Genomic DNA, 21144 nt, shown 5'->3' on the forward strand with positions numbered 1-21144 from the left:
TTTATCTGAAATATGGTCTGTTTGCTAATGGTGAGAATGGCCAAGGAATTGCAATAAATATTATTATTAATGCAATAGAAAAATATACAAGCATAGTTCTATATTTTCCTAAATCTGTATTTCTTCGTTTTGCTTTAGCTGAACCTATTGTAATAATTACTATGGCAGTAATCATAAGTATGAAATGAAAAAGTCCAAAAAATGTCAAATCCCAATCGGAAATTAAATTTTTAAAATCCGAGAAATAATATTTAATAATCGGGCTTTTAGTGTAAACTAAAATTCCTAATGTAAGTTGAATATGTGCAATAGTTGCAGTCCAATGTCTTACATGATTATCCCAAGATGAAAATTTGTTTTTAGACTTGTAGCCTTTATATGCTTGAAATATAGAGTAACATAAAGATAAAAGCACAAGCCATCTAAAAATTGAATGAAGTGTTAAAGCTGTTGAATACATAGACTTCGAATATTGAAATGCAAAGTTCTGTAATTCACTAAATATGTAGTAGAAAGTATTATGCCATAATTAGGACTTATCAATCAATTCCCTAAACTCAGTTGGCGAAATTTTTTCTCGTCTTTTAAAAAATCTCGTAAAATATGATGGGTCTAAATAACCCATTTCATAGGAAATTTCACTAATTGATAAGGTTGATTGATATAGTAGATATTTAATTTCGATAAGTTTTGTTTTATCGATAATTTCTGATGCTGATTTTGATGTGACTGATTTGACCGACTTATTTAAATGATTTGGGCTGATATTCATTAATTCAGCAAAATCTGATACTTTTAAATTTTCTTTTATTTTCTTGTGGACTAATTCTCTAAATTGAGAAGTAATTTGATAAGATGCGCTTTGATTTTCAGTTCTATCTTTTCCAAACACTACCTTTAATTCAGTAAGTAGCGCATACAGATAAGAATGAATAATATCTGGATTAGGTGTTCCATCATTTTTGAACTCAAAAGTTAATCTTGAGAATATACTTAAAATTGATTTTTTTGCAAATGAATTTGAAATATTGATAATAGGATAATTTCCTGTATTTAAAAATTCAAAGTCCGAAATCAAAGAGCGATTACCAAATTTTCCAATTAGTATATTTGGATGAAAATGGCAAGTATATCCTTTAACATTTCTATTTACTTGTTCCGTTGAAAATACTGCTCCGGCTTGAAGTACTACAATGTTATTTGGTGTAATTGTATATTCTTTAAATCCGATTTTAGTTGTATAAGAGCCTTCTGTGACGAAAATAAGCGTATGACTTTCTTCTCTTGAGGGGCTTATTGGTTTTAGAACTCTTTCAGTTAAATCCTCGATTTTTAAACAGAAAAAATCTTCGATACTTTTTTTGAAAAGTTTATTTAGTTTAGGACTTGCGTTAAAGTATTCTTTTCGGAAGTCCTCAGAATTATATGTTTTTATTTTAGGCACTATCTTTTCGGTTTAGCACGATTTTTCTTTAGCTTGTGGGTAACGTTAAATATATGGCAAGTTGGGCAGAAAACAAGCGATTACTTTCGGTTTAGCCACAAGCCAAATCTTTTTATTTTGTTTTAATTTTTTTCTTTTAATACCAAATCAAAAGATTTGGCGACTTTACAAATAGACAACAGCCTTTCGACTAAACACTAATCGCCCAATTTGCTATATATAGTGTTCTAAACCTTTTTATTATTTCTCCATTTTCTTTTCTCAAAACTTCTCACATTTGAACTACTTTTAATAGAGTTCAAGTATTCCGCAAGATTTTTTAATTCAGTATCATTTTGTTTCCCCTCAAAAGCAGTCACATAAATTGCGTTTCCATAATTATCTTTTGTCTTTTCAGGAGAATCGTCTACCATCAATATTCGTTCAATTGAAAACCCTTGTTTCTTTACTTTTTTAAGTCGCTTTTCATGAACATATTCATCAAGTTCATAATCTCTTTTAGTCGTACATCGAGTTCTTCCCCAAACGAATTCAAAATCAATACTTGAAGGTTTTATTCTTTCAACTATTTCCTCAACATATTTATCGTCAGCAGAAGACCAAACAGCTAATTTAAAATCAACACTCATAGATTTAAGAAACCATTCAAGGTTAGGTCTTCGATAAATAAAATAATCCGCATATTGAAAGTCAAAATCAATGTCTAGTTTTCTTTGAGTAGCGTGTATTAGAGTTTCGTCCAAATCCAATATTAGTAATATTTTATTTTCAATTTCCAAATTTAGGTAATGGTTTAGAACGATTAGTATATGGCAAGTAGGGCAGTAGAAAGCAATAAACTTTCAAGTTTGCATTGAGCCAAAACGTTGTATTTTGTTTTTAATTTATTCATTCTTAAAAGCCAAATCAACGATTTGGCGGTGTTTGTAAATAGCACTGAGCTTTGGTAAACCACTAAATGCCCTATTTGCTATATACCGTGTTAGCCACTTTATTTTTTCCCTACAGCAATATAAATCTCGTATCCATATTTGGGTGTTGTGATTTTTATTTCACGCTCTTGTCTATTTTGTATCGTTATTTTCAATCCATTCTCAAACAAAGTTTCATTTTCTCTTTTGTAAATCTCTTGTTCTTCTGTTTCGCATTCTTCGTACTCTTTCTTGATAATCATTTTACCCGTTGAGAGATTAAAATCAACATCTTTCCAATATTCACAAAGCTTTCCCGCAATACTTGAATATCCGATTAAATAAAACTCTCCATTTTGAAAACGATATTTATCAGTAAATCCCCATTTCCAACTACTCCCACCATTTTGGCTTATCAGCAAGATTCCATTTTTAATCTCTATTTCACCAAAAGGGTCTCCCATCATTCCTCCATCTTTGCTTCCGTATAACGCTTGGCCAGACTTTTTCCATTCTGTCCATTTGTTGTTTTTTAACTTATAGACTATTAATTCACGAGGAATCCCATCTATTTCGTTTTCAGGTCCTGTATTGTAAGCAACAACAAGTTCAGCAATTGAATCCTTGTCTAAATCACCTGAAACAGAATCAACAACTGAGTAATTGTCAGGAATAGGCAATTTTTGACCATATGAGGAGTGAACCAAAGTCACTAAAAATATCAGTATGTAGATTGCTTTTTTCATATTGTGGCTAACGTTTAGTATAAGAAATGTAGGGCAGGTGATAAGCACTTTCGTTTCGGTTTATTACTTAGCTAAATATAAATATTTTGCTTTTATCTTTTCTACTATAAATGTCAAATTTTATATTTAGCGGACTTTATTAAAATTCACAGACCTTACGGTTTAGCACAAATGACCTATGTTTTTTATACATTGTTGTGTTTAGTTTACTCTATTTTTATTTTTTTTCCAGTTCGTTGTCCTTGGTCACTTATTTCAATAACAAAAGGTTTGTTATCGTTTAATAATTTAATTTGTTTTTTAAAGTCTTCTTCGTTTAGGGTTTCAATAATTATTTTTTCAATTTCATTACTATAAGTAAAAGTATAGTCGTTGTACTTATATTCATTATCTTCCACTAACTTCAGATTTTCAGAATACTCTTTGAATTCCAATCCGACTCTATAACCTCTGTCTAATCCAACAGGTTCTTGCTCATTTTGAATATTTCCAATTAAACGACCCATATTTGAAAACCACTTATCTAATATGATTTCGTTCCAATCTTTTTTTCCTTTTGAAAGGTCTAATATTTTTAATATTAACTCTTTAATTGCTTGTTTTTTATCAGTATCTTTAGGTAGTTCAAAATCATAATAATTTTCTGAATTATTCCAATTAATATTCATAGTAGTTCTTTTTTTATTTGAATCACAAGAAAAAATGCTCAATAAGATTAAAATTTGGACTATTCCTTTCATTTATTTTATAATTAAACACAACGACTGAGCTAAGTGTAGTGCGGTTGTAAGGAAATTTTTCGTTTTCGTCTGCGCACGAAGCTAAAGCTTATTGTTTTGATTTATTTTTTCTATTCCAAAGCTAAATCCATAAGATTTAGCGACTTGATTAATATACATAGACCTTTCGATTTAGCCCTAAAGTCCGCATTACGTTTAGGTTTTGTTAGCAGTAGTATTTATGACACCCAGAGCGCATTCCTATCTGCAATTTTCCATTTTCCACCTTCTTTAATACAGAATATTATTTCTCCTGAACCACATAAACTACCGCAGAAAAAATCAAAGTAGAAAATGGCCTTGTCATTTGTTTGGTTTACTTTAAAATCCGAAAACCGAATTGATGCAACGTATCTGTATTCAGAACTATTCCAATATTCTTTATTTTCTTTTTCTAGCTTCCCTAAATCTTTAATAATATACCGCCCTTTTTCATTTAGTTTGTCTAATTCTAATTTTCCCTTATTAAATTTCGTACTATCTATTAATTGAATTAGAAGATTGTCGAAATCTTCAGAATGAAGAGAGTCTTTGTAATGCATTCGAGGGAATGACGAGTCATTGGAATACCAAGTCCTAAATTCTCTTTTCGGATTAATATGATATGGCTCAATTCCTAATACCATGTCCGCTTTTTCTAGTTTAGGATTGTCAACCGCCTCGTCAAATTTTTCTTTCTCAATTTGGTAGTTCAAAGAATCTTGTTTGTTTTCTGCATATTCTAACGGCATTGGTGGAATTGGAAGTTTTTCGTAATAATATTCATCAACTAATTCAATAAATATATCATTTAGTAATTCCATTTCCGAAATAGTGCTCTGCGATTTCGGCGAACAACTTGCCAAAAGAAAGAATAAATTAGAAAATAGAATTAGTTTTTTCATATTACTGCTAACGGTTCGGCTAAGCGTAGTGCGGGGGCAAGGAAACTTTTCGTTTCCGTCTGCGCACGAAGCTAAAGCTTTTGGTTTAGTTTTTATTTTTCTTATCCAAAGCTAAATCCCAAAGATTTAGCGACATCATAAATATACACAGACCTTTCGATTTAGCCTTAAACTTCGCATTACGTTTAGGCATTGTTAGCACACGTTTTTATTTCGTCATTATTGGTTTAAAGAGTCCTTTGCGTTTTGATTATCACTTCTTTCATTTTTCTTTTCAAATACGTCCAAACGTGATTTTTGGAATTCGATTCTTTTCTCCAGAGAATCGATTTCTTTTTCTGTTTCTGAATTCCAACTGTTTACTTTAATACTTAATGCCAATACGGCAATTATTAATGACAAAACTGGAATAATGATTTGCAAAAGGTCCTTGATATTCCTTTTTATTCTGTCATTATTTAGTCGAATATATTTTTCGTCAGAATAAGCGGCAATTCCAATTCTAGGTTCTATAAAAACACCTTGTTTCTCAGTATTGAAGATTTTAATCTCTTCCGATTTTATTAATTCCGAAAGTATGATATGTCGTTCTACTTTGTCCGAATTCAGCAAAGAATCGACTTCGTCCATTGTCAGTCCTACTAACCAGCCATCAATAGTTTCTCCCTTCTTTTTGGGGTATTCGAGCATTTTTTTGGTTAACACCTTTAAAATTAAATGCCTTTTTTTATTGTAATTCATTGGGTTGATTGAAATGTGTGCTAACGTGTTTGTATAAGATTAGTGGCGTGTTTAAGTACCTGATTTAGTAAACAGATAGTTACCAGAGAAAATTCCGCAGGAATTTTCAAAGTAGGCTAAAACTAGCCATTAATTTTATACGGTGTTATAAACCGTTTTTTTCGATTTCTTCAATTAATTTATTTTCTAATGATTTTCCTCTTAGGTTTTTAGCGATTATGATTCCTTCGGGATTAATTAGAAAAGATGTTGGAATAGCTCTGACATTATATAAAGCAGACATTTTACTATAACTACCATTTTTGTCAATTACGTTCGTCCAAGTTATCGAATCTTTTTCACTTGCCTTTTCCCAAGACTTAATATTGTCGTCAGTTGAGAAACTAAAGATTTCAAATCCTTTTTTATTGTACTTTTTGTAAAGTCTAACAAGATTAGGATTTTCTTGTCTACAAGGTCCGCACCAAGATGCCCAAAAATCTAATAATACATATTTGCCATTCAATTTAGATAGATTAACGTTTTCTCCTTTATTATTTATACCGGTAATGTCCATATACTTGTCTCCAATTTCAATAGTTTCATTTTGAATATAAGTATTTATGACTTGTCCATATTTGTTAGTTTGATATTTCTCAGGGAATCTGTTGAAAAGTAGTTTAAGAGAATCTTTTTTAAAGTCGTTTCTTAGAAAGTATAATTCCTTAATTGTGTATAATGAAGGCTCTTCTGACGCAATACTTTTTGTCCTAATTTTAAATATATTATTGTCTATCTCCTTTACTTGAAGATTTAATCTTTTGAACTCTTTTTCTGCATTTTCTGATTGAGAAGACATTGATTTTATCATAAGTTGAGTTAAACTGTCTCTTTTTTGGGAAAGGATTTTTTGCTTTTCACGATATTTTACATAAACGGTATTCAATGGAGTTCCTTTTATTGCAGAATTACCGAAATCTTTGAAATCTCCTTGTACTTCAATTTCCCCATTCTCAATCCATAGTATTAAATATTTGTTGTCTATGGTATGTATTCGTGCGCTAAATGGTTCTTTCACATTTCCTTTGAAATTTAGTCTGTTATCATAAATTTTTGTTGAGTCAATAAATTCTCCTTTGTCTAAATCTAAGAGCTTGAATTCAGTACTATCCTTAAATCCAGTTAGATTTAATTGGACTGAAAATTCAGATTCTGATTTCTTTTTTTCATTACACGAAAAGGTGGTAATGGAAATAATTACTAAAAGGAATAATATTCTGTTCATTGATTATGGTTTTCAAATGGTTTATAACGTTAAGTATAAGAAATCGTAGGGCAGGTGATAAGTACTATCGTTTAGGTTTATTACTTAGCTAAATATAAATATTTTGCTTTTACTTTTTCTTCTTAAATGTTAAATTTTATATTTAGCGTACTTTGTAAATAAACACAGACCTTTCGTTTAAGCCACAAATGCCCTATGTTTTTTATACACTGTTGGCAAGTCGTTTTTTACCACACAACTTCACACGCAAGGTAATTCCAAATCAATATTCGCACCTTTACATTTCCGATTGTCGGTGTAACTGAATATTGATAAATTCCGTCTTGAACAATTATCCAATTGTCAACTGGAATTCCCTCTTGAGTAATATACATATTTTGCATTGCTCGACTTCCAATTTCAGGTGCTTTTTGTAATTCTGTTACCGCAAAAAATGAATTCAGTTCTTTTTTGGTCAATGTGTCGATAGGTACGAAGCCTAAATGTTCAGGTTTTTCGTGTTTTCTATCGCTATTTTCAAATTTTACGTGTCCATAAGCTAATTTTAAGATGACATTTTCGATTCTTTCAGGTTCAATTTTGAATTGAGATTTTCCATTTTCATTAATAAAAGCATTGTCCAATCGAGCTTTCAGTTTTGTTTTCCGCTTTAGGATTTTCACAATACTTTCTCTCGAGAGTTTGTCCAAATCCGTTGTCCCTGAAATTAGGCATTCAATCAGACACGCAAAGTATTCCTCGTCTAAAGAAAATCCATTATTACAATCCAAGCAACAAGGTACTACAGGAATATTTTCAGGATATGGTTTTTCGAGAAGGATTTTTGATGGAACGTGGTCTCTTGTATCAGGGGATTTTCCGCAATAGGCACATTGAGTGTCTAATCTACTATCACTAAATGTTTTTATTTGCCTCAATTTTCAATTTAATTTCTGGGTTTTCTTAAATGCTTGCCAACGTTTAGGCTAAGCGTAGTGCGGAAGTAAGGAAACTTTTCGTTTCCGTCTGGCGCCGCAGCTAAAGCTTATTGTTTTGCTTTTTCTTTTTTTGTTCCAGAGCTAAATCCATAAGATTTAGCGACTTAGTAAATATACACAGACCTTTCGGATTTGCTCTAAAGTCCGCATTACGTTTAGGTATTGTTAGCAACTGGCTTTTATTTTCCCCTCAATTTTTTGATTTCCAGCTTTAAATCGGCTTGCGCTTGCATTTTGATTTCAGAATCTGATTTTTCAAAGTCTGTTAAACCGTGGATTGGATTTTCAAAACTTCTGGTAAGTCCGCATTCATTTACTTTCAGTACTCCATTTGAATCCGTATGTCCGTAAAAAATCCACTTACCAAGTCCATTAATTACTGGACCGCATTGTTGGTCATAAGTCCCTTCGAGAATAAGTCCGTTTTCAGTTCCCTTAAATGATTCCATCACTTTTATTCCATAACTGTTCTTTTCGGGATTAAACTCCAGAACTTCGCCAATAAAAATGCACTCCGACTGTTCCAATTCCGCAAACTGGAAAATTTCTAGGTTTTTATAAACAGGACAGCTACATGCAAATAATCCAAATCCTATCAAAAATGCTAGTCCAGTCAGTATGTAGGTTCTTGTTTTCATTTTTCAGCTTGTTGCTAACGTCTCGGCTATGATTAGTGTGGGGATGAGGGAAGGAATTCCCGTTGCGCCAAAGCTCGAAGCCAAATCTTTTTGTTTTAATTTATCTTGTGTAAAGCAAAATCCATAAGATTTTGCGACCTCATAAATATACATAGACCTTAGCGTTAAAACCTAAACCCCACATTAATTATAGGCATTGTTGGCAATAGTTATTTTTCCCGCAGCTCTTTTAGTAACAACTTTACCTCTTCATTTTCCATGAATTTTTTAAATAAGGAATTCATAGAATCAGATGTTTGTATGGGATTATAGTCTAATTCCAATAATGACGAAACAGTTATTTGATAATTAAAAGATGAAGCTTCTCCATAATAACCTTTGATATTTTTCTTATACTCCTCTGTTGCAACTTTTAAATTCTTACTGTAAATTTTCAAGTATTTTTTGAAGTCACTCAAGTTCATTTTGTCAAGTGATTTCTTTTCTTTGAAGGTTTCCAAATAGTCTTTTGAGTATAAATCATAACCCAAAAGTTGCCGTTTATCATTTTGATTGAGTTTTGTTATGGTTTTTATATTAGAAATTGAATCAATTCCGTTCCACACGTATTTTATAGACTTGTCCTTTTCGGAAGATGTCAAAGTCATTAGAGTATAAAATTCTGCTGGATTTTTAGGGTTTTTCCCTATCAACAAAACTCTATCTTCTAACTTTATTTTTTTTGAAATACTATAATTAAATCCTCCTTTTCCTTTTTGATTAAAATTAGGATATAACTTCTTGTTCAACAGGCTATCTTTTGTAATGGTCCATTCAACAAAACCACTTTTATTAATCATATACCATTTCCCCTCTATATTTTGTTCATTTTGAGATGAGCAGTTTGTGAGTGAAAATGAGATTAATATTAGAAAGAATATATTTTTCATAATTATTGCCAACGTGTTCGTGTATGGAAAGTTGCGTTTTTGTAAGCGAGGATTTTCCGAAGGAAAATCAGACGTAACAAAAGAGCAACGATTTTAATTTAAGCACTAATCTAGCAATTTTTGATACACGTTGTTAGTTTTTAGTGCTTTTTAGATTCCAATTAAATTCTTTTTTATTCATTATATTTTTCAATTCCGCAAACTTGCTAAAATTCCGTTTGAGTGATTTCCCTTTTTCCTTTTTTGGAGTTTGAGTAAATAATTCCGCAACTAGCTAAACTCCGATTGAGTAAGTTTTAGCGTAATCTAATTTTTTTTGATTCCGCAAGCGAGCTAAATAATCTGTAAAATATTCCTTTTAGAAATTGAGTGAGAATTGATTTTTATATCTTTTTGGAAAATAGCATATTCATGTTGCGTTTTTAATTCCGCAAACTTGCTTAAGCATTAAAACTAACGGTTACGTATAAGAATAGTGCGGTTTTGTGTGCGAGGATTTTCCGCAGGAAAATCAGAAGTAACAAAAATGCACGAACTCTTGATTAAGCACTAAACTACGCATTATTTTTATGCGATGTTAGCAAACGTATTTACTTTTCCGTATTATACTCTTCCCAACTTTTAATTATCTGAAATTCTCCACAATCTTCCATTTCTTTAATCAGTTCCGCTTTGTCATAATACATTTTAAATTTTTCAGGAACAATTCCGTTTATTATTTCGATGGCAGGACTTAATTCCGAATGATAATAGTTTTGTAGACTTACAGATTTAGATTTTCCTTTTTTAGTAAATCGGAATGATTTTATATCTCCGTCTTCAATACAATTGTTTGAGTACATAACATTAAGACTGTCAATATTTATGTTGGATAATTGTCGGATTTTGTTTTTTGGTAATTCAGTTGTAGAGTAGAGAACACTATCTTTTTCGTTTTCCAATTCTCCTCGAAATGTTATAGTCAGTTTTTCGCTCGAGAGTTTGTAAAGAACAGAGTATGCAATAGAATAATTGTAGTCCGCAATTGATAATTCAAATGGTTCAATCGGTTTATTATTACAAGAAATCATAATAAATAAAACAAATGATAATATCAATCCGAATGCTTTTCTCATATGTTTGCTAACGTCTCGTATAAGAAACGTAGGGTAGGTGATAAGCACTTACGTTTCGATTTATTACTTAGCTAAATTATAAATATTTTGCTTTTATTTTTTGTTCTATAAACGCCAAATTTTATATTTAGCGGATTTTGTTAATACGCACAGAACTTTCGGTTTGGCACAAATGCCCTATGTTTTTTATACATTGTTAGCAAACGTTTTTATTTAGTAGAGATATATGGCTTAGTCATTCTATTTTAGTTAAAGTATATGTTTCCTTACTAAATTCAGCTGGAGCTTCTTCATTTTCTTCGTCTAAATAAATTTCTTTTAGATAATATGTATTATCAACTATTTTAATTATTCTATAGTCTAGTTTTATTGATTCAAAAGAATCGTTTTCATCATAAAATATTCTCAGGCTAGAATCATTTTCTGTAAATATTCTATTATATGATTCATTAGTTTTTGTATTCGTAAATTTATATGTTCCAGCAAACCACTTTCGAGTAACTATTTCAATTCCATCTCTAACAACTTCATAAGAGCCGTCATTTTCCATTTTTCTTTCAACATTAAAATAATTGATTGTATATCCTTCAGAGTTTTTTATGAGCATTTGGTGGTCATCGATTGAAAGTATTTTAAATATAGTTTCATTAGAATTGTAAGGGGTTATTTCACAATATTCATTCAATTTAAAGTAATTTTCTTCCATTTGACCTTCGTCAAAGGTATTTACTAAATTGTTATCATAAAACAATATGTTATTAGGACCAAGTGTAGATGTTGCCTCAGAGTATGATTTTGTTCTATTAAGTTTTTTTGAAAATTCTGTTGGCACCCAAACTTTATCATAAAGATATTTTTGAATGCTTTTAAATTTTAATTGTTGAAATTCAGGCTCTTTATTAGATAAAAAACCATCAAAAGCATAAGCTACTGTATTGTAGTTTGCAATTTTGACCCATTCTCCTTTCAGAGGCTTTTTGTCATTTTTAATTTCTTGAAAAACTCCAGTTTTTTCTAATATTTTTAGTTTTGAGCCAAAACCAAAATTCCCTAACCTTTTACCCTTTGGTTTATCACGATAAATTAACCCAGTTTTAGCTATTACATAATAGATTTCTTCTTGAGTACTTACCTTTTTTTTAAGTAAAATACTATCGTTTTTACTCTGTATAATACTTTTGTTTTCAGGTTTAGTAATTTTTCCCTTGCAAGCAACAAGTAAAAGTATTTCTAGAATTAATAATATTTTTTTCATAAGGTGAAAAAATAAAATGTTTTATTGAGTAGATTTTTAATTTTTTAATGTTTGCTAACGTTCAGTATAAGAAACGTAGGGCAGGTGATAAGCGCTATCGTTTCAGTTTATTACTTAGCTAAATATAAATATTTTGCTTTTATCTTTTTTGTTCTAAACGCCAAATTTTATATTTAGCGGACTTTATTAATATGCACAGTCCTTTCGATTTAACACAAATCGCCCTATGCTTTTTATACCTTGTTAGGCACTTTTTTTATTTATCAAATAAATCGGATACATTAAATTTTTTGTCTTTTTTTTCAGGAATATCTATTCCGTAATATTTAATAAATATAGTTTTAATGATGTCTGTCAATAATTTTTGAGCATCAGATATATTCATTGGTTCTTCTGGAGGTCTATGTCCAGTACTTCCGTGTCTTGCTTTTAGACCTAGAGATTGATAGTTATTTGCTGTATGTGTAAAATCATTTATTAAGCCTTTTTTAGGAAATCCTAGATTATCTAAGTTATCTCCATTTGATTTTAAAAAATATTTTATTTCATCCAAAGCTCGATACATACTAATAAACGTCATACCCTCTGAAATTATAAAAAGAATATTTCTAATAAATTCTTCAGTTTTTGCTAATTCTATAATTCTAGAAACGATATGTCTTTTCGTTGTTTTATTTGTTTCATTAATTGTGAAGTCGATATCTAAAACTGTAGGTCTTTTTGTCTGATTTATAAATATTGGACTATTGTTTTCTACATCTATTAAACGTTCAAGTTCAATAAAATATGCATTATTCTTATTTTCTTGTATCAGTAATTCTATTGCATTAGCTAAAAATGTTAATTGCAGTGCTTTATCATAAATATCAAGAGGTTCTGTTAAGTGGTTAAGGTGAATAGAAGTAAAATAATATGTTAAACTACCCGTTTCTTCATCTCCACCTTCATAGATTGAAATATCATCAGTTCTTAAATTATACATCAGGTCTTCGATAAAAAAATCGCGACCTCCTGTTCTGATAATAAAACTCCATTTATAATTCATTTTCAATTTTTTAGTTATTTTAACTGAGGTATTCCATCTAAATTTTGAAGCCATTTGTTAACTCCTATTTTTTGTTTGTCGGAGAGTTTTAAATTTTTTAAGAGATAGTTTTTGATTGGTATTAAAAAATCATCTGCTTTCACTTCGAGTTTTTGTATTCCTGTATTTATCCAAAAAATATAATTATAGCATTTTTGAAGGTTTATTAATTTCAAACTATCCGGAGATTTTTTTTCAATGTTTAAAATATGACTAATTTGATTTAAGTTTAAAGTTCCTTCTTCTAAATATGAATTGTAGTATTCTTTTAAAACATTATATGATGTATTAAAATCTTCAGATAATTTATTTTCTCGCAGTTCTAAATATTCGATGGCCTTTCTAAGGTTTAGTTCTTTTTCAGAATATTTTGATGTATTCCTCTCTTTAGAATTATTAGAAGGAATACTTTCTTTGTCATTAATTGCTAATGTATACTTAGTTAAGTCAGGTATTAATTTGAGGTTGTACTCATTGTTTATATTATCTTCAGCGCACTTTGGGCCAGAGTAAACATTTTCTTTTGTTTTCTCATCTATTAGGATGTATGCTTTTAATGACCTCAAAGGTCTATTGCAAAAATGACATATTTCGGTACCATCAGTTAAATCTTTTTTTAATGGACGATAACTCATAAATTATTTTTTTTGGTAATTGTGCCTAACGGTTTGTGTATGAAACGTAGCGTATTTAAAAGTACTAAATTTCTAGTTTAGCACTTAGCCACATTTTTACATTTTGTTTTTATCTTTTCTGTTTTAAAAGCCAAATTTAAAAATGTGGCGGTCTTTGTAAATAAGCACAATCCTTTCGGTTTATCACTTACTAGCTATGTTTTATAAACCGTGTTGTACATAGTGCTTTATTAGTTTTCAAATTTCACGTATTCAGTCTCATTCTCAATATCTGACCATTTTATTTTCAGAGTATCATTTTCTGTTGAAGTTATTATTCCTTTTTGAATAAAGTCATTATAAAATATCGTGATTTTGTTTTTGTCCAAAATATATGGCATTGCTCCATCTCCATCATAATCCACTATATAAAATGATTTTTTAGTCAACCAAAAATCTGCGTGAGGTCCATTTGGGTCTTTAGTCCAAATTCCGAACGCTTTAGTTGTGTCAATTGCTAAATTCCGAATGATTGTTTTTTCTGGACGTTCAATATTTTTAATTTCTGTATTATCAGTATTATATTCCGAAATTGTGAGTGTTTTTTTATTCTCTGTATTTGCTAATTCATTATAAGCTTCGACAGAATCAGTTTTCAATTCAGTTTCAGTTTCTAAATTCAGAGAGTTGTTTTTCTTTTCGTTTTTGCACGAAATACTCATTAAAATCAGAGTTGTTATTAATATGTAATTCAGTTTTTTTTGCATTATGTACAACGGTTTAGCTAAGCGTAGTGCGGAGGCAAGGAAATTTTTCGTTTCCGTCTGAGCACGAAGCTAAAGCTTATTGTTTAGTTTTATTTTTTCTTATCCAAAGCTAAATCCATAAGATTTAGCGACATTATAAATATACACAGGCCTTTCGGTTTTGCCCTATAGTTCGCATTACGTTTAGGTTTTGTTATATACAGGCTTTTTTCTAGTTGTTGATTGATTGTTCTAACTGCTCCTTTGCGCCTTTTCCTGGTCGATTTGCATAACCATTAATTAACTCACCTTTGGTATTATAAATCAAATAATGAGGTATTGTTTCGATGCCTAAGTCCTCAATTACTTTTGAAGCGTTTCCATTTTCAATAAAATAGTGCTGAGCATTTCCAATTGAGTCCTTGATAATGGCTGTTTTCCAATTCTTCTTTTTATCATTTAAGCTTAAATAAATAAACTCGACCCCTTTGTTTTCCAGTTCTTTTTTAAGTTTTCGTGATTCAGGCATTATTTGCCGACATGGAGCGCACCAACTAGCCCAAAAATCAATATAAAGCCATTTCCCTTTGTTTTTCTCTAATAATTCTGAATAGGTAGTTTTCTTATTTTCAATAGACGATAACTGTAGAATATCGGCATAATTGAAATCTAGGTTGTGTTTTTTTCTAAGTTTCTCTAGTTGATTTCGGTTGGTAGTATTCTGTTGTAGTTTTTTGAAATATTCTTCCTTATCCTTTACCTTGAAGTCCATTGCAATTCCTTCATAGGCATTGAACAAAAGGAAATTTTTAACTGACTGATTAAATCTACCATCTGCGATAATAGAATCAAATCGAATCCTAGAATCTATGTAAGAACCGCCTGAATTTCCGTTATTTTCAGTAATATATTTTAGGTCATATTGAGATATTCTATAAAGGTACTTTCTAAAAGAATGAAATTTCATTAAAGAATCCGCTTTTGATAAGTCAAAACCAAAATCGGTTGGCATTGACTCTTCATTATTAAACTCATTATTAATGTTTAACCATTTCTGAATAGCTTTATTTGATTTATAACTTTCCATTAATTGATTCAAGGCTGTAATGCGGTACTTATAGTCAGTATCTGATATTATTTTTGTTTTGTAAAGTGAATCTAATAATTCTAACTCCCTTTCATTATCCTTTACAGCTTCTTGGTAATATTTTGTAGTTGTAGCTTCAAAGTCTTCATTTTTATCTAAGATGAAACCGAAAGAAACTTTGTAGTGACTAGTGTATTTGTTATTGAATAATGTTTTTAATCTGTAGGAGTTGTAATTAGCCTCTAAATCTTTTGTTGGTCGGTTCGCGAATTCTAGATGTGGTATTTTGTCTTTGTAAGTAAAAACTATTGTGTCTCCATTTTTTATAAGAAATGTATGGGGTAATGAAGCAAAACCATTTCTGGAACTCAATTCCAAATATTCTTGATAATAGGGTATAACAAGTGTATCTAGTTTATTAGTCTTTGGTATCCATTTATTGATGCTATTTTGAGAATCATAATATTCAAAAGTGGGCCTTTGTATATAAGTATAAGCACCTGTAGTGTCAATAGGTATTGACCCTAGACTATCTTGGCTTATGAAAAACTTATAGCGTTGAGGAGCATATTTAGATATTAATACAATTTGTTCAGGATGTCTCTCAATTACTTTTTTGTTGTAGTCATTTTTACAACCGAAAATGATAAAAAGAAGTAAAGTTGATGTTAAACGAATATTCATTTCAGCTGTCACGTCCTAAAATACGGCTACAGATTAATATTAAAATTTAAGCGGCACTTTGGTGCACGTAATTAGGTGTTTTATAGTCTAAAGATAAATGTAATCTTTTATTGTTATATAATTTGATTGCGTTTTTTGTTGCTCTTTTAGCGTGAGTCACGCTGGTAAAGGTTTGATCGAGATAGAACTCATCTTTCAATATTCCATTGACACGTTCTGCTAATGCGTTTTCATAGCAATGATTCTCTTCGGTCATACTAATTTGGATCTTTTTTCTTTTGAGAATTTGCGTATATATATTGCTGCAATATTGTATTCCTCTATCAGAATGGTGTGTTAATTCTTTAATGTTTTTGGCATTGTATATTGCTTTATTGAGTGCTCTAACACAACCTTTAAGTTCCAAACTATCACTAAGATCATATCCTACAATTTTACGAGAATACATATCAGTAATTAAGGCTAAATAACAAAATCCATTTATGGTTCTAATGTATGTAATGTCAGATGCCCAAACTTGGTTGGGTTTATCGATTTTCAAGTCTTTTATAATATTACCATACTTGTAAAACCGGTGATATGAATTGGTGGTTCTAGATGAGTACTTCTTTCTTCTAACGAGCAATCGATTTTCTCTTAGGATACGGAACAGCTGGTCTCTACCTATTTTAAGGTGGCACTTATGAAACTCACCTTTTAAGGATCTCATGAGTTTTCTAGTACCTTCTCGAGGTAGCGTTCTTCTGCTTTTTCGAACAAGTTCGAGTACATCTTGTTCTATCTGTTTTTTGATTAGAAACCTTTTTTGGAATTTGTAATAGGCATCTCTTTTCAGATCAAAGGCATTACATATAGTACCAATCGAATACAGCCTTTCATTACGGTTTATCGGTGCTACTTTCATCAAGGCTTTATGTTTAAGTTTTTTTTTAATTCTTCAACATCTCTATAGCCCAGGTTTTCGGCGGCTACCTCAAGATAGCTGTCGGTCACCAGTTTGTCCAGGTCCTTTTTGATAAGAAGGTCTTTGAGTTGTTTTAGTTCTTTCTGAAGGGCTTTAATACGGCTTAATTCATCGTCTGTTTGCACGGTTACACGGGTATTCATTAAATCTTTACGATCATATTTTTTTATCCATACATTGATAGTACTGGATTGTATTCCGTAAGTTAAGGCAATTTGTCTTTTGGAGTGGTTTCCTTTGGTAAGTTCTGCCAGAACTTTGAGTTTAAAGCTTTCGCTATAGCGTCTCACATATCCATCATTTTTATACATATACATTGGTTTTTTGTATACATATTTCAGGACGGGTCAAGCTTGTATATAACGTGATTGTATATGAAAAGTAGCGTAGAAATTTGCGATTAATTCTCGGCTATAAAACAAGCTAAATATACCAAAATTTTCAGTTAAGAAAAGACGCAGCTATTTTTTATATACGCTGTTAGCTGTAGTGATTTTGTTCGTTTGTTTTAGATTTAGTTGAACGTCTCTCTAAATTCTTTTGGAGTTAACTTTGTTTTACTTTTAAATAATTTACTAAAACTTTGACTTTGTTCAAAACCTAATTCATAAGCTATTTCAGTAATTGTCAATTGAGTAGTAGATAACTTTTCTTTCGCTTTTTCAATTAATTTATTGTGAATATGTTGCTGTGTGGTTTGACCTGTGTGTGTTTTTAAAATACCACTCAGGTAATTTGAAGATATGTTCAAACTTTTCGCCAAAAATTTCACTGACAATAATGACTTCTGTTCTAAATTTTCATTTTTAAAATAAGCATCTATTAAATCCTCTAATCGCTCAAGGATTTGATGGTTATCAATTTTTCTAAATAGAAATTGACGCTGATAAAAGCGTTCTGAATAACTTAAGAATGACTCAATTTGTGAAACTATAATATTTTGAGTAAACTTATCGATATTCCAATTATTTTCCAGTTCTATATTTTTAATAAAAGTAGTTAATATAGTTTCTTCTTTTTCTGATACAAAAAGGGCTTCATTTATCCTATAATTGAAAAAATCATATCTTTTTATTGTTTTTACTAGAGAAGTTTTCCATAGAAAATCTGGATGGATAAGTATGATATAACCACTGGAAGAAAAATTCTCATCTGCATCAAAAGAAAAAACTTGATTGGGAGCAATGAAAAACAAAATACCATTGTCAAAATCGTACTTTTGTTGTCCATAACGATATTTTATATTACCACTTTCTGTTCTCTTTAGCGAAATTGAATAAAAATCAAAAACATAGTTTAGTAAGCCTTCTCCCGGATGGGGCTCAACTTTAGAAAGATTAATAACACTTAAAAGAGGATTCTCAGGATTACCTATTCCGAGTGCTTTATGATATTCTTTAATTGATTTTAATCGAATTAGTTCCATCCTTATAAAATTATATTTCAATTTTAAACAAAGGTATGGTACTTTTCTAAATGAATTTCCCATCCTTTGTGAAACCTGCTATATGCTATTTACTGTCCTCTACACCAAGCTGATTAAGAAAACCTCTATTATCCATTCTTACCCATTCATCAATTAATCTATCTTGATTATCAAATTTGAAGATATTCATTAAATCGAAAACTACTTTTTCTCCATTTGGCGATATGGTTCCAATTGGCGATTGGGTAAAATCATTTATAAATTTTCCTTCAATGAATGTTTGACAGGCAATATAATTGTTCTGTTCAATAATTATTCCTCTTTTAATTACTAATGGACCAAATGCAGCTTGTACAGCTTGAAAGTAATTAATTAGACCACTGTAATCTGCATCAAATCCTGGACCGTGAAATTGAAAATTTTCTGTATCGAAATAAGAGTCTAATTCTTTTTGGTCTTCGCCAGAAACTAAAAGCTCACCTGCTCTGATTAAACGTTTTGATAAATTGCTCAAATCTTTTCTTTTTAAATTCTCCATCTTTTATTTATTATTCTTACGATGCAAAATTGTTCAAATAGAATGTGATTTATGTGTGCAAATCTTTGTTTGTTGTGTTCAAAAATTTTCTCTTGTTCTTAAGAAATAGATTTGTTGTTTCATTACAGCTAACGTTGCAGCTATGGGCAGTGCAGAATCAAGTAAGCGATTACTTTTGTTAAGCACTAAGCCAAAGCAGTTGGTTTACGTTTATTTTTTTACGCCTTAAATGTCAAATCAAACTGATTTGGCGTCATTATAAATATATACAAAACTTTTGATTTAGCACCAAACCTCTGCATTGCCTATAGGTATTGTTAGCAAATCGCTTTTTTTACGTTCTATTGCGTAATACTTTTAGCTTTCTGCATTAACGTAAAGCTTTTGAATTCCATTTTATTGCAGTAATGAGTAAATCCGACTGCGCTTGAGTGAGTTTTAATTCAGTCTGGGATTGAGTAAGTATAAATTCTGTTTAGGCAAACTGGCTAATTTCTTTTTACTTTAGCAAACAAATAAAACGCCAAATTCAGTCAAAACGCCGTTCATTTTAGAGGATAGAAATAACTTGTTCGTTTCGTGTTCAAACGTTTCTCGCTTGCACGTACTTCTCAAGTTAGTTCTTACCAATGATTTATGAAAATATTTTCGCTGTAATGCGCTTAATAATAGGGGATTAGTGTTTATTGAATTAATTAAGGAAACGTTCATTTTTTCTTGATAAAAAACCGAACCAAAAAAATCAAGGCTTGACCCTTCGGATATATTTCACATCCTTATTCGCTAAATCAAATGAACTCGCTATGGCTCAAACAGCATTTGATTCTTAACGCTCTCTACGGTGTAAATATCAATCCTGCCAGGGATCTAGGCCGTAATAATTCAACATTATAGCTTTTATACAGCTCACTTGTTACTTGCAGATTATAACACTTTTAGAAGTGTTTGCTAACGTTAAATATATGGCAAGTTGGGCAGAAAATAATCGATTACTTTCAGTTTAACCACAAGCCAAATCTTTTTATTTTGTTTTAATTTTTCTCTTTTAATACCAAATCAAAAGATTTGGCGACTTAGTAAATGGACAACAACTTTTGGATTAAGCACTAATCGCGCAATTTGCTATATATAGTGTTGTAGCACGCTTTTTATTCGAAATTATTATCAGTCAATATTAGTTTATATTCAACTTCGTCCATTGTAAAAAGTCCACTTTTTAGTATTTTAAACTTCCAGTTTTTTCGGTCAAATATATTCTTATTTAAAATTCCGTTCTCTTTTTTCACAATTATAGTGTCAATTCCTTCAAGAAAATTTAGTCCTTTGTCAATCGCAGTTCCGATTTCGCCGTACTCCACAATAAGCGATTCCGATTGAGGCTTTAATTCCATCGTTTTAATTGAGTCTTTATCAGATATATTTCTTCTTCCGTATTCTAATATAGATTCAATTTTTATATCAGATTGAGTTCTGTTTTCAACAACGAATTTATTAACAACTCCTGGGTCGCAAGAAGAAAATACTATTAAAATTAGAAGCGAGATTATTCTTTTCATTCAGTTTTTCTCAAATGTGCTACAACGGTTTTGTATAAGAATAGTGCGGTTTTGTGTGCGAGGATTTTCCGCAGGAAAATCAGACGTAACAAAAGCGCACGGACTCTTGATTAAGCACTAAACTAAGCATTATTTTTATACGGTGTTAGCATTAGTTTTTTATTATTCATTTCCAAATATTGAGTTATATCCACCACCTTTATAATTTTTAATTAGAGGCTCAATCGAATTGACATAATGTTTTTCGGATTCGGTCAATTTCTTTGATTTAAGTCGGTTTAATTCCGCTATGGCTTTTTCTTTTTCTCCAACTATGGTTTGTAAAGTCAGATAGCCAATGTATTCCATTATATTATTTTCGTTTTCATAACGAATTTTTGGATTTTGTTCGAATGCAACTTTATACAAATCCATAGCTTCTTCAAACTTGTCCATTTTTTCGAGTGTCATTCCTTTCAAAGTCAGAATAGAATTTGTGTTTTGTAGTTCAGTCGGAACAGTTTCTAAAATTCCTAATGCTAATTCAGGTTTTTCACTCCACCAATATGTTTTTACTAAACTTTCGTATGTTAAAATATCGGTTGGGTCAACTTTAAGGGCTTTTTTAAAGAATACAATTGCACTGTCAGTTTTGTTTTGCATTTGATATTCAAGACCTTTTTCGTGGTATTCAATAAATAAAGGATTCTGTTCATTTTTCTCATTTTTACAAGAAATAAGAATGACCAAAATCGATATGTAGATTGCTTTTTTCAAATTAAT

General features: G+C 30.5%; 23 protein-coding genes. All 23 read right to left on the reverse strand.

Going from position 1 to position 21144, the window contains the following annotated elements:
- Position 1 precedes the first annotated feature (1 nt).
- Entirely contained in the window at positions 2-460 is a 459-nt protein-coding gene (locus tag M666_RS13225; protein WP_029446247.1) for a hypothetical protein, read from the reverse strand.
- 69 nt (positions 461-529) lie between these two features.
- Positions 530-1444: a helix-turn-helix domain-containing protein gene (locus M666_RS13230; protein ID WP_029446248.1), complete on the reverse strand. Its 915-nt coding sequence runs from the start codon at positions 1442-1444 to the stop codon at positions 530-532.
- A gap of 227 nt (positions 1445-1671) precedes the next feature.
- Entirely contained in the window at positions 1672-2223 is a 552-nt protein-coding gene (locus tag M666_RS13235) for an NIF family HAD-type phosphatase (protein ID WP_029446249.1), read from the reverse strand.
- Between the two features lie 212 nt (positions 2224-2435).
- Positions 2436-3101: a hypothetical protein gene (locus M666_RS13240; protein WP_029446250.1), complete on the reverse strand. Its 666-nt coding sequence runs from the start codon at positions 3099-3101 to the stop codon at positions 2436-2438.
- Positions 3102-3307: 206 nt separating this feature from the next.
- Positions 3308-3841: a hypothetical protein gene (locus tag M666_RS13245; protein ID WP_029446251.1), complete on the reverse strand. Its 534-nt coding sequence runs from the start codon at positions 3839-3841 to the stop codon at positions 3308-3310.
- 218 nt (positions 3842-4059) lie between these two features.
- Complete coding sequence (locus M666_RS13250) at positions 4060-4764, reverse strand: hypothetical protein (RefSeq protein WP_039325791.1); 705 nt, start codon at positions 4762-4764, stop codon at positions 4060-4062.
- Positions 4765-4983: 219 nt separating this feature from the next.
- Positions 4984-5505 carry a hypothetical protein gene (locus tag M666_RS13255; protein WP_029446253.1) on the reverse strand — a complete coding sequence of 174 codons (522 nt, stop codon included), beginning with the start codon at positions 5503-5505 and terminating at the stop codon, positions 4984-4986.
- Positions 5506-5650: 145 nt separating this feature from the next.
- Complete coding sequence (locus M666_RS20010; protein WP_029446254.1) at positions 5651-6769, reverse strand: TlpA disulfide reductase family protein; 1119 nt, start codon at positions 6767-6769, stop codon at positions 5651-5653.
- 227 nt (positions 6770-6996) lie between these two features.
- Complete coding sequence (locus M666_RS13265) at positions 6997-7686, reverse strand: hypothetical protein (protein ID WP_029446255.1); 690 nt, start codon at positions 7684-7686, stop codon at positions 6997-6999.
- A gap of 239 nt (positions 7687-7925) precedes the next feature.
- Complete coding sequence (locus tag M666_RS13270; protein ID WP_029446256.1) at positions 7926-8384, reverse strand: hypothetical protein; 459 nt, start codon at positions 8382-8384, stop codon at positions 7926-7928.
- A gap of 209 nt (positions 8385-8593) precedes the next feature.
- The gene (locus M666_RS13275) at positions 8594-9313 is read right to left on the reverse strand and encodes a hypothetical protein (RefSeq protein ID WP_158400242.1); all 720 of its coding nucleotides are present in this window, start codon (positions 9311-9313) and stop codon (positions 8594-8596) included.
- A 590-nt stretch (positions 9314-9903) separates the two neighbouring features.
- Entirely contained in the window at positions 9904-10476 is a 573-nt protein-coding gene (locus tag M666_RS13280) for a hypothetical protein (RefSeq protein ID WP_151198059.1), read from the reverse strand.
- A 187-nt stretch (positions 10477-10663) separates the two neighbouring features.
- Positions 10664-11683, reverse strand: a complete 1020-nt coding sequence (locus tag M666_RS13285; protein WP_029446259.1) for an SH3 domain-containing protein — start codon at positions 11681-11683, stop codon at positions 10664-10666.
- A 256-nt stretch (positions 11684-11939) separates the two neighbouring features.
- The gene (locus tag M666_RS13290; RefSeq protein WP_151198060.1) at positions 11940-12728 is read right to left on the reverse strand and encodes a hypothetical protein; all 789 of its coding nucleotides are present in this window, start codon (positions 12726-12728) and stop codon (positions 11940-11942) included.
- A gap of 14 nt (positions 12729-12742) precedes the next feature.
- Positions 12743-13402: a hypothetical protein gene (locus M666_RS13295; RefSeq protein ID WP_029446261.1), complete on the reverse strand. Its 660-nt coding sequence runs from the start codon at positions 13400-13402 to the stop codon at positions 12743-12745.
- Positions 13403-13632: 230 nt separating this feature from the next.
- Positions 13633-14148, reverse strand: a complete 516-nt coding sequence (locus M666_RS13300; protein ID WP_029446262.1) for a hypothetical protein — start codon at positions 14146-14148, stop codon at positions 13633-13635.
- A 211-nt stretch (positions 14149-14359) separates the two neighbouring features.
- Positions 14360-15898, reverse strand: coding sequence for a TlpA family protein disulfide reductase (locus M666_RS13305; protein WP_029446263.1), 1539 nt, complete (start codon positions 15896-15898; stop codon positions 14360-14362).
- A gap of 46 nt (positions 15899-15944) precedes the next feature.
- The gene (locus M666_RS13310) at positions 15945-16802 is read right to left on the reverse strand and encodes an IS3 family transposase (RefSeq protein ID WP_029446264.1); all 858 of its coding nucleotides are present in this window, start codon (positions 16800-16802) and stop codon (positions 15945-15947) included.
- Positions 16802-17173 (reverse strand): transposase, encoded by a 372-nt coding sequence (locus tag M666_RS13315; RefSeq protein ID WP_029446265.1) that lies wholly within the window; start codon positions 17171-17173, stop codon positions 16802-16804. The genes M666_RS13310 and M666_RS13315 overlap by 1 nt, the downstream gene beginning before the upstream one ends.
- A 203-nt stretch (positions 17174-17376) precedes the next feature.
- A complete protein-coding gene (locus M666_RS13320; RefSeq protein WP_029446266.1) occupies positions 17377-18288 on the reverse strand; it encodes a helix-turn-helix domain-containing protein in 912 nt (303 codons plus the stop codon).
- Positions 18289-18373: 85 nt separating this feature from the next.
- Complete coding sequence (locus tag M666_RS13325) at positions 18374-18802, reverse strand: nuclear transport factor 2 family protein (protein WP_151198062.1); 429 nt, start codon at positions 18800-18802, stop codon at positions 18374-18376.
- Between the two features lie 1172 nt (positions 18803-19974).
- Positions 19975-20382 carry a hypothetical protein gene (locus M666_RS13330; protein WP_029446268.1) on the reverse strand — a complete coding sequence of 136 codons (408 nt, stop codon included), beginning with the start codon at positions 20380-20382 and terminating at the stop codon, positions 19975-19977.
- Between the two features lie 162 nt (positions 20383-20544).
- Positions 20545-21138: a tetratricopeptide repeat protein gene (locus M666_RS13335; protein WP_151198063.1), complete on the reverse strand. Its 594-nt coding sequence runs from the start codon at positions 21136-21138 to the stop codon at positions 20545-20547.
- Positions 21139-21144: the final 6 nt, after the last annotated feature.

This window comes from Cellulophaga baltica 18 (genome assembly GCF_000468615.2).
In the GTDB taxonomy this organism is placed as follows: Bacteria; Bacteroidota; Bacteroidia; order Flavobacteriales; family Flavobacteriaceae; genus Cellulophaga; species Cellulophaga baltica.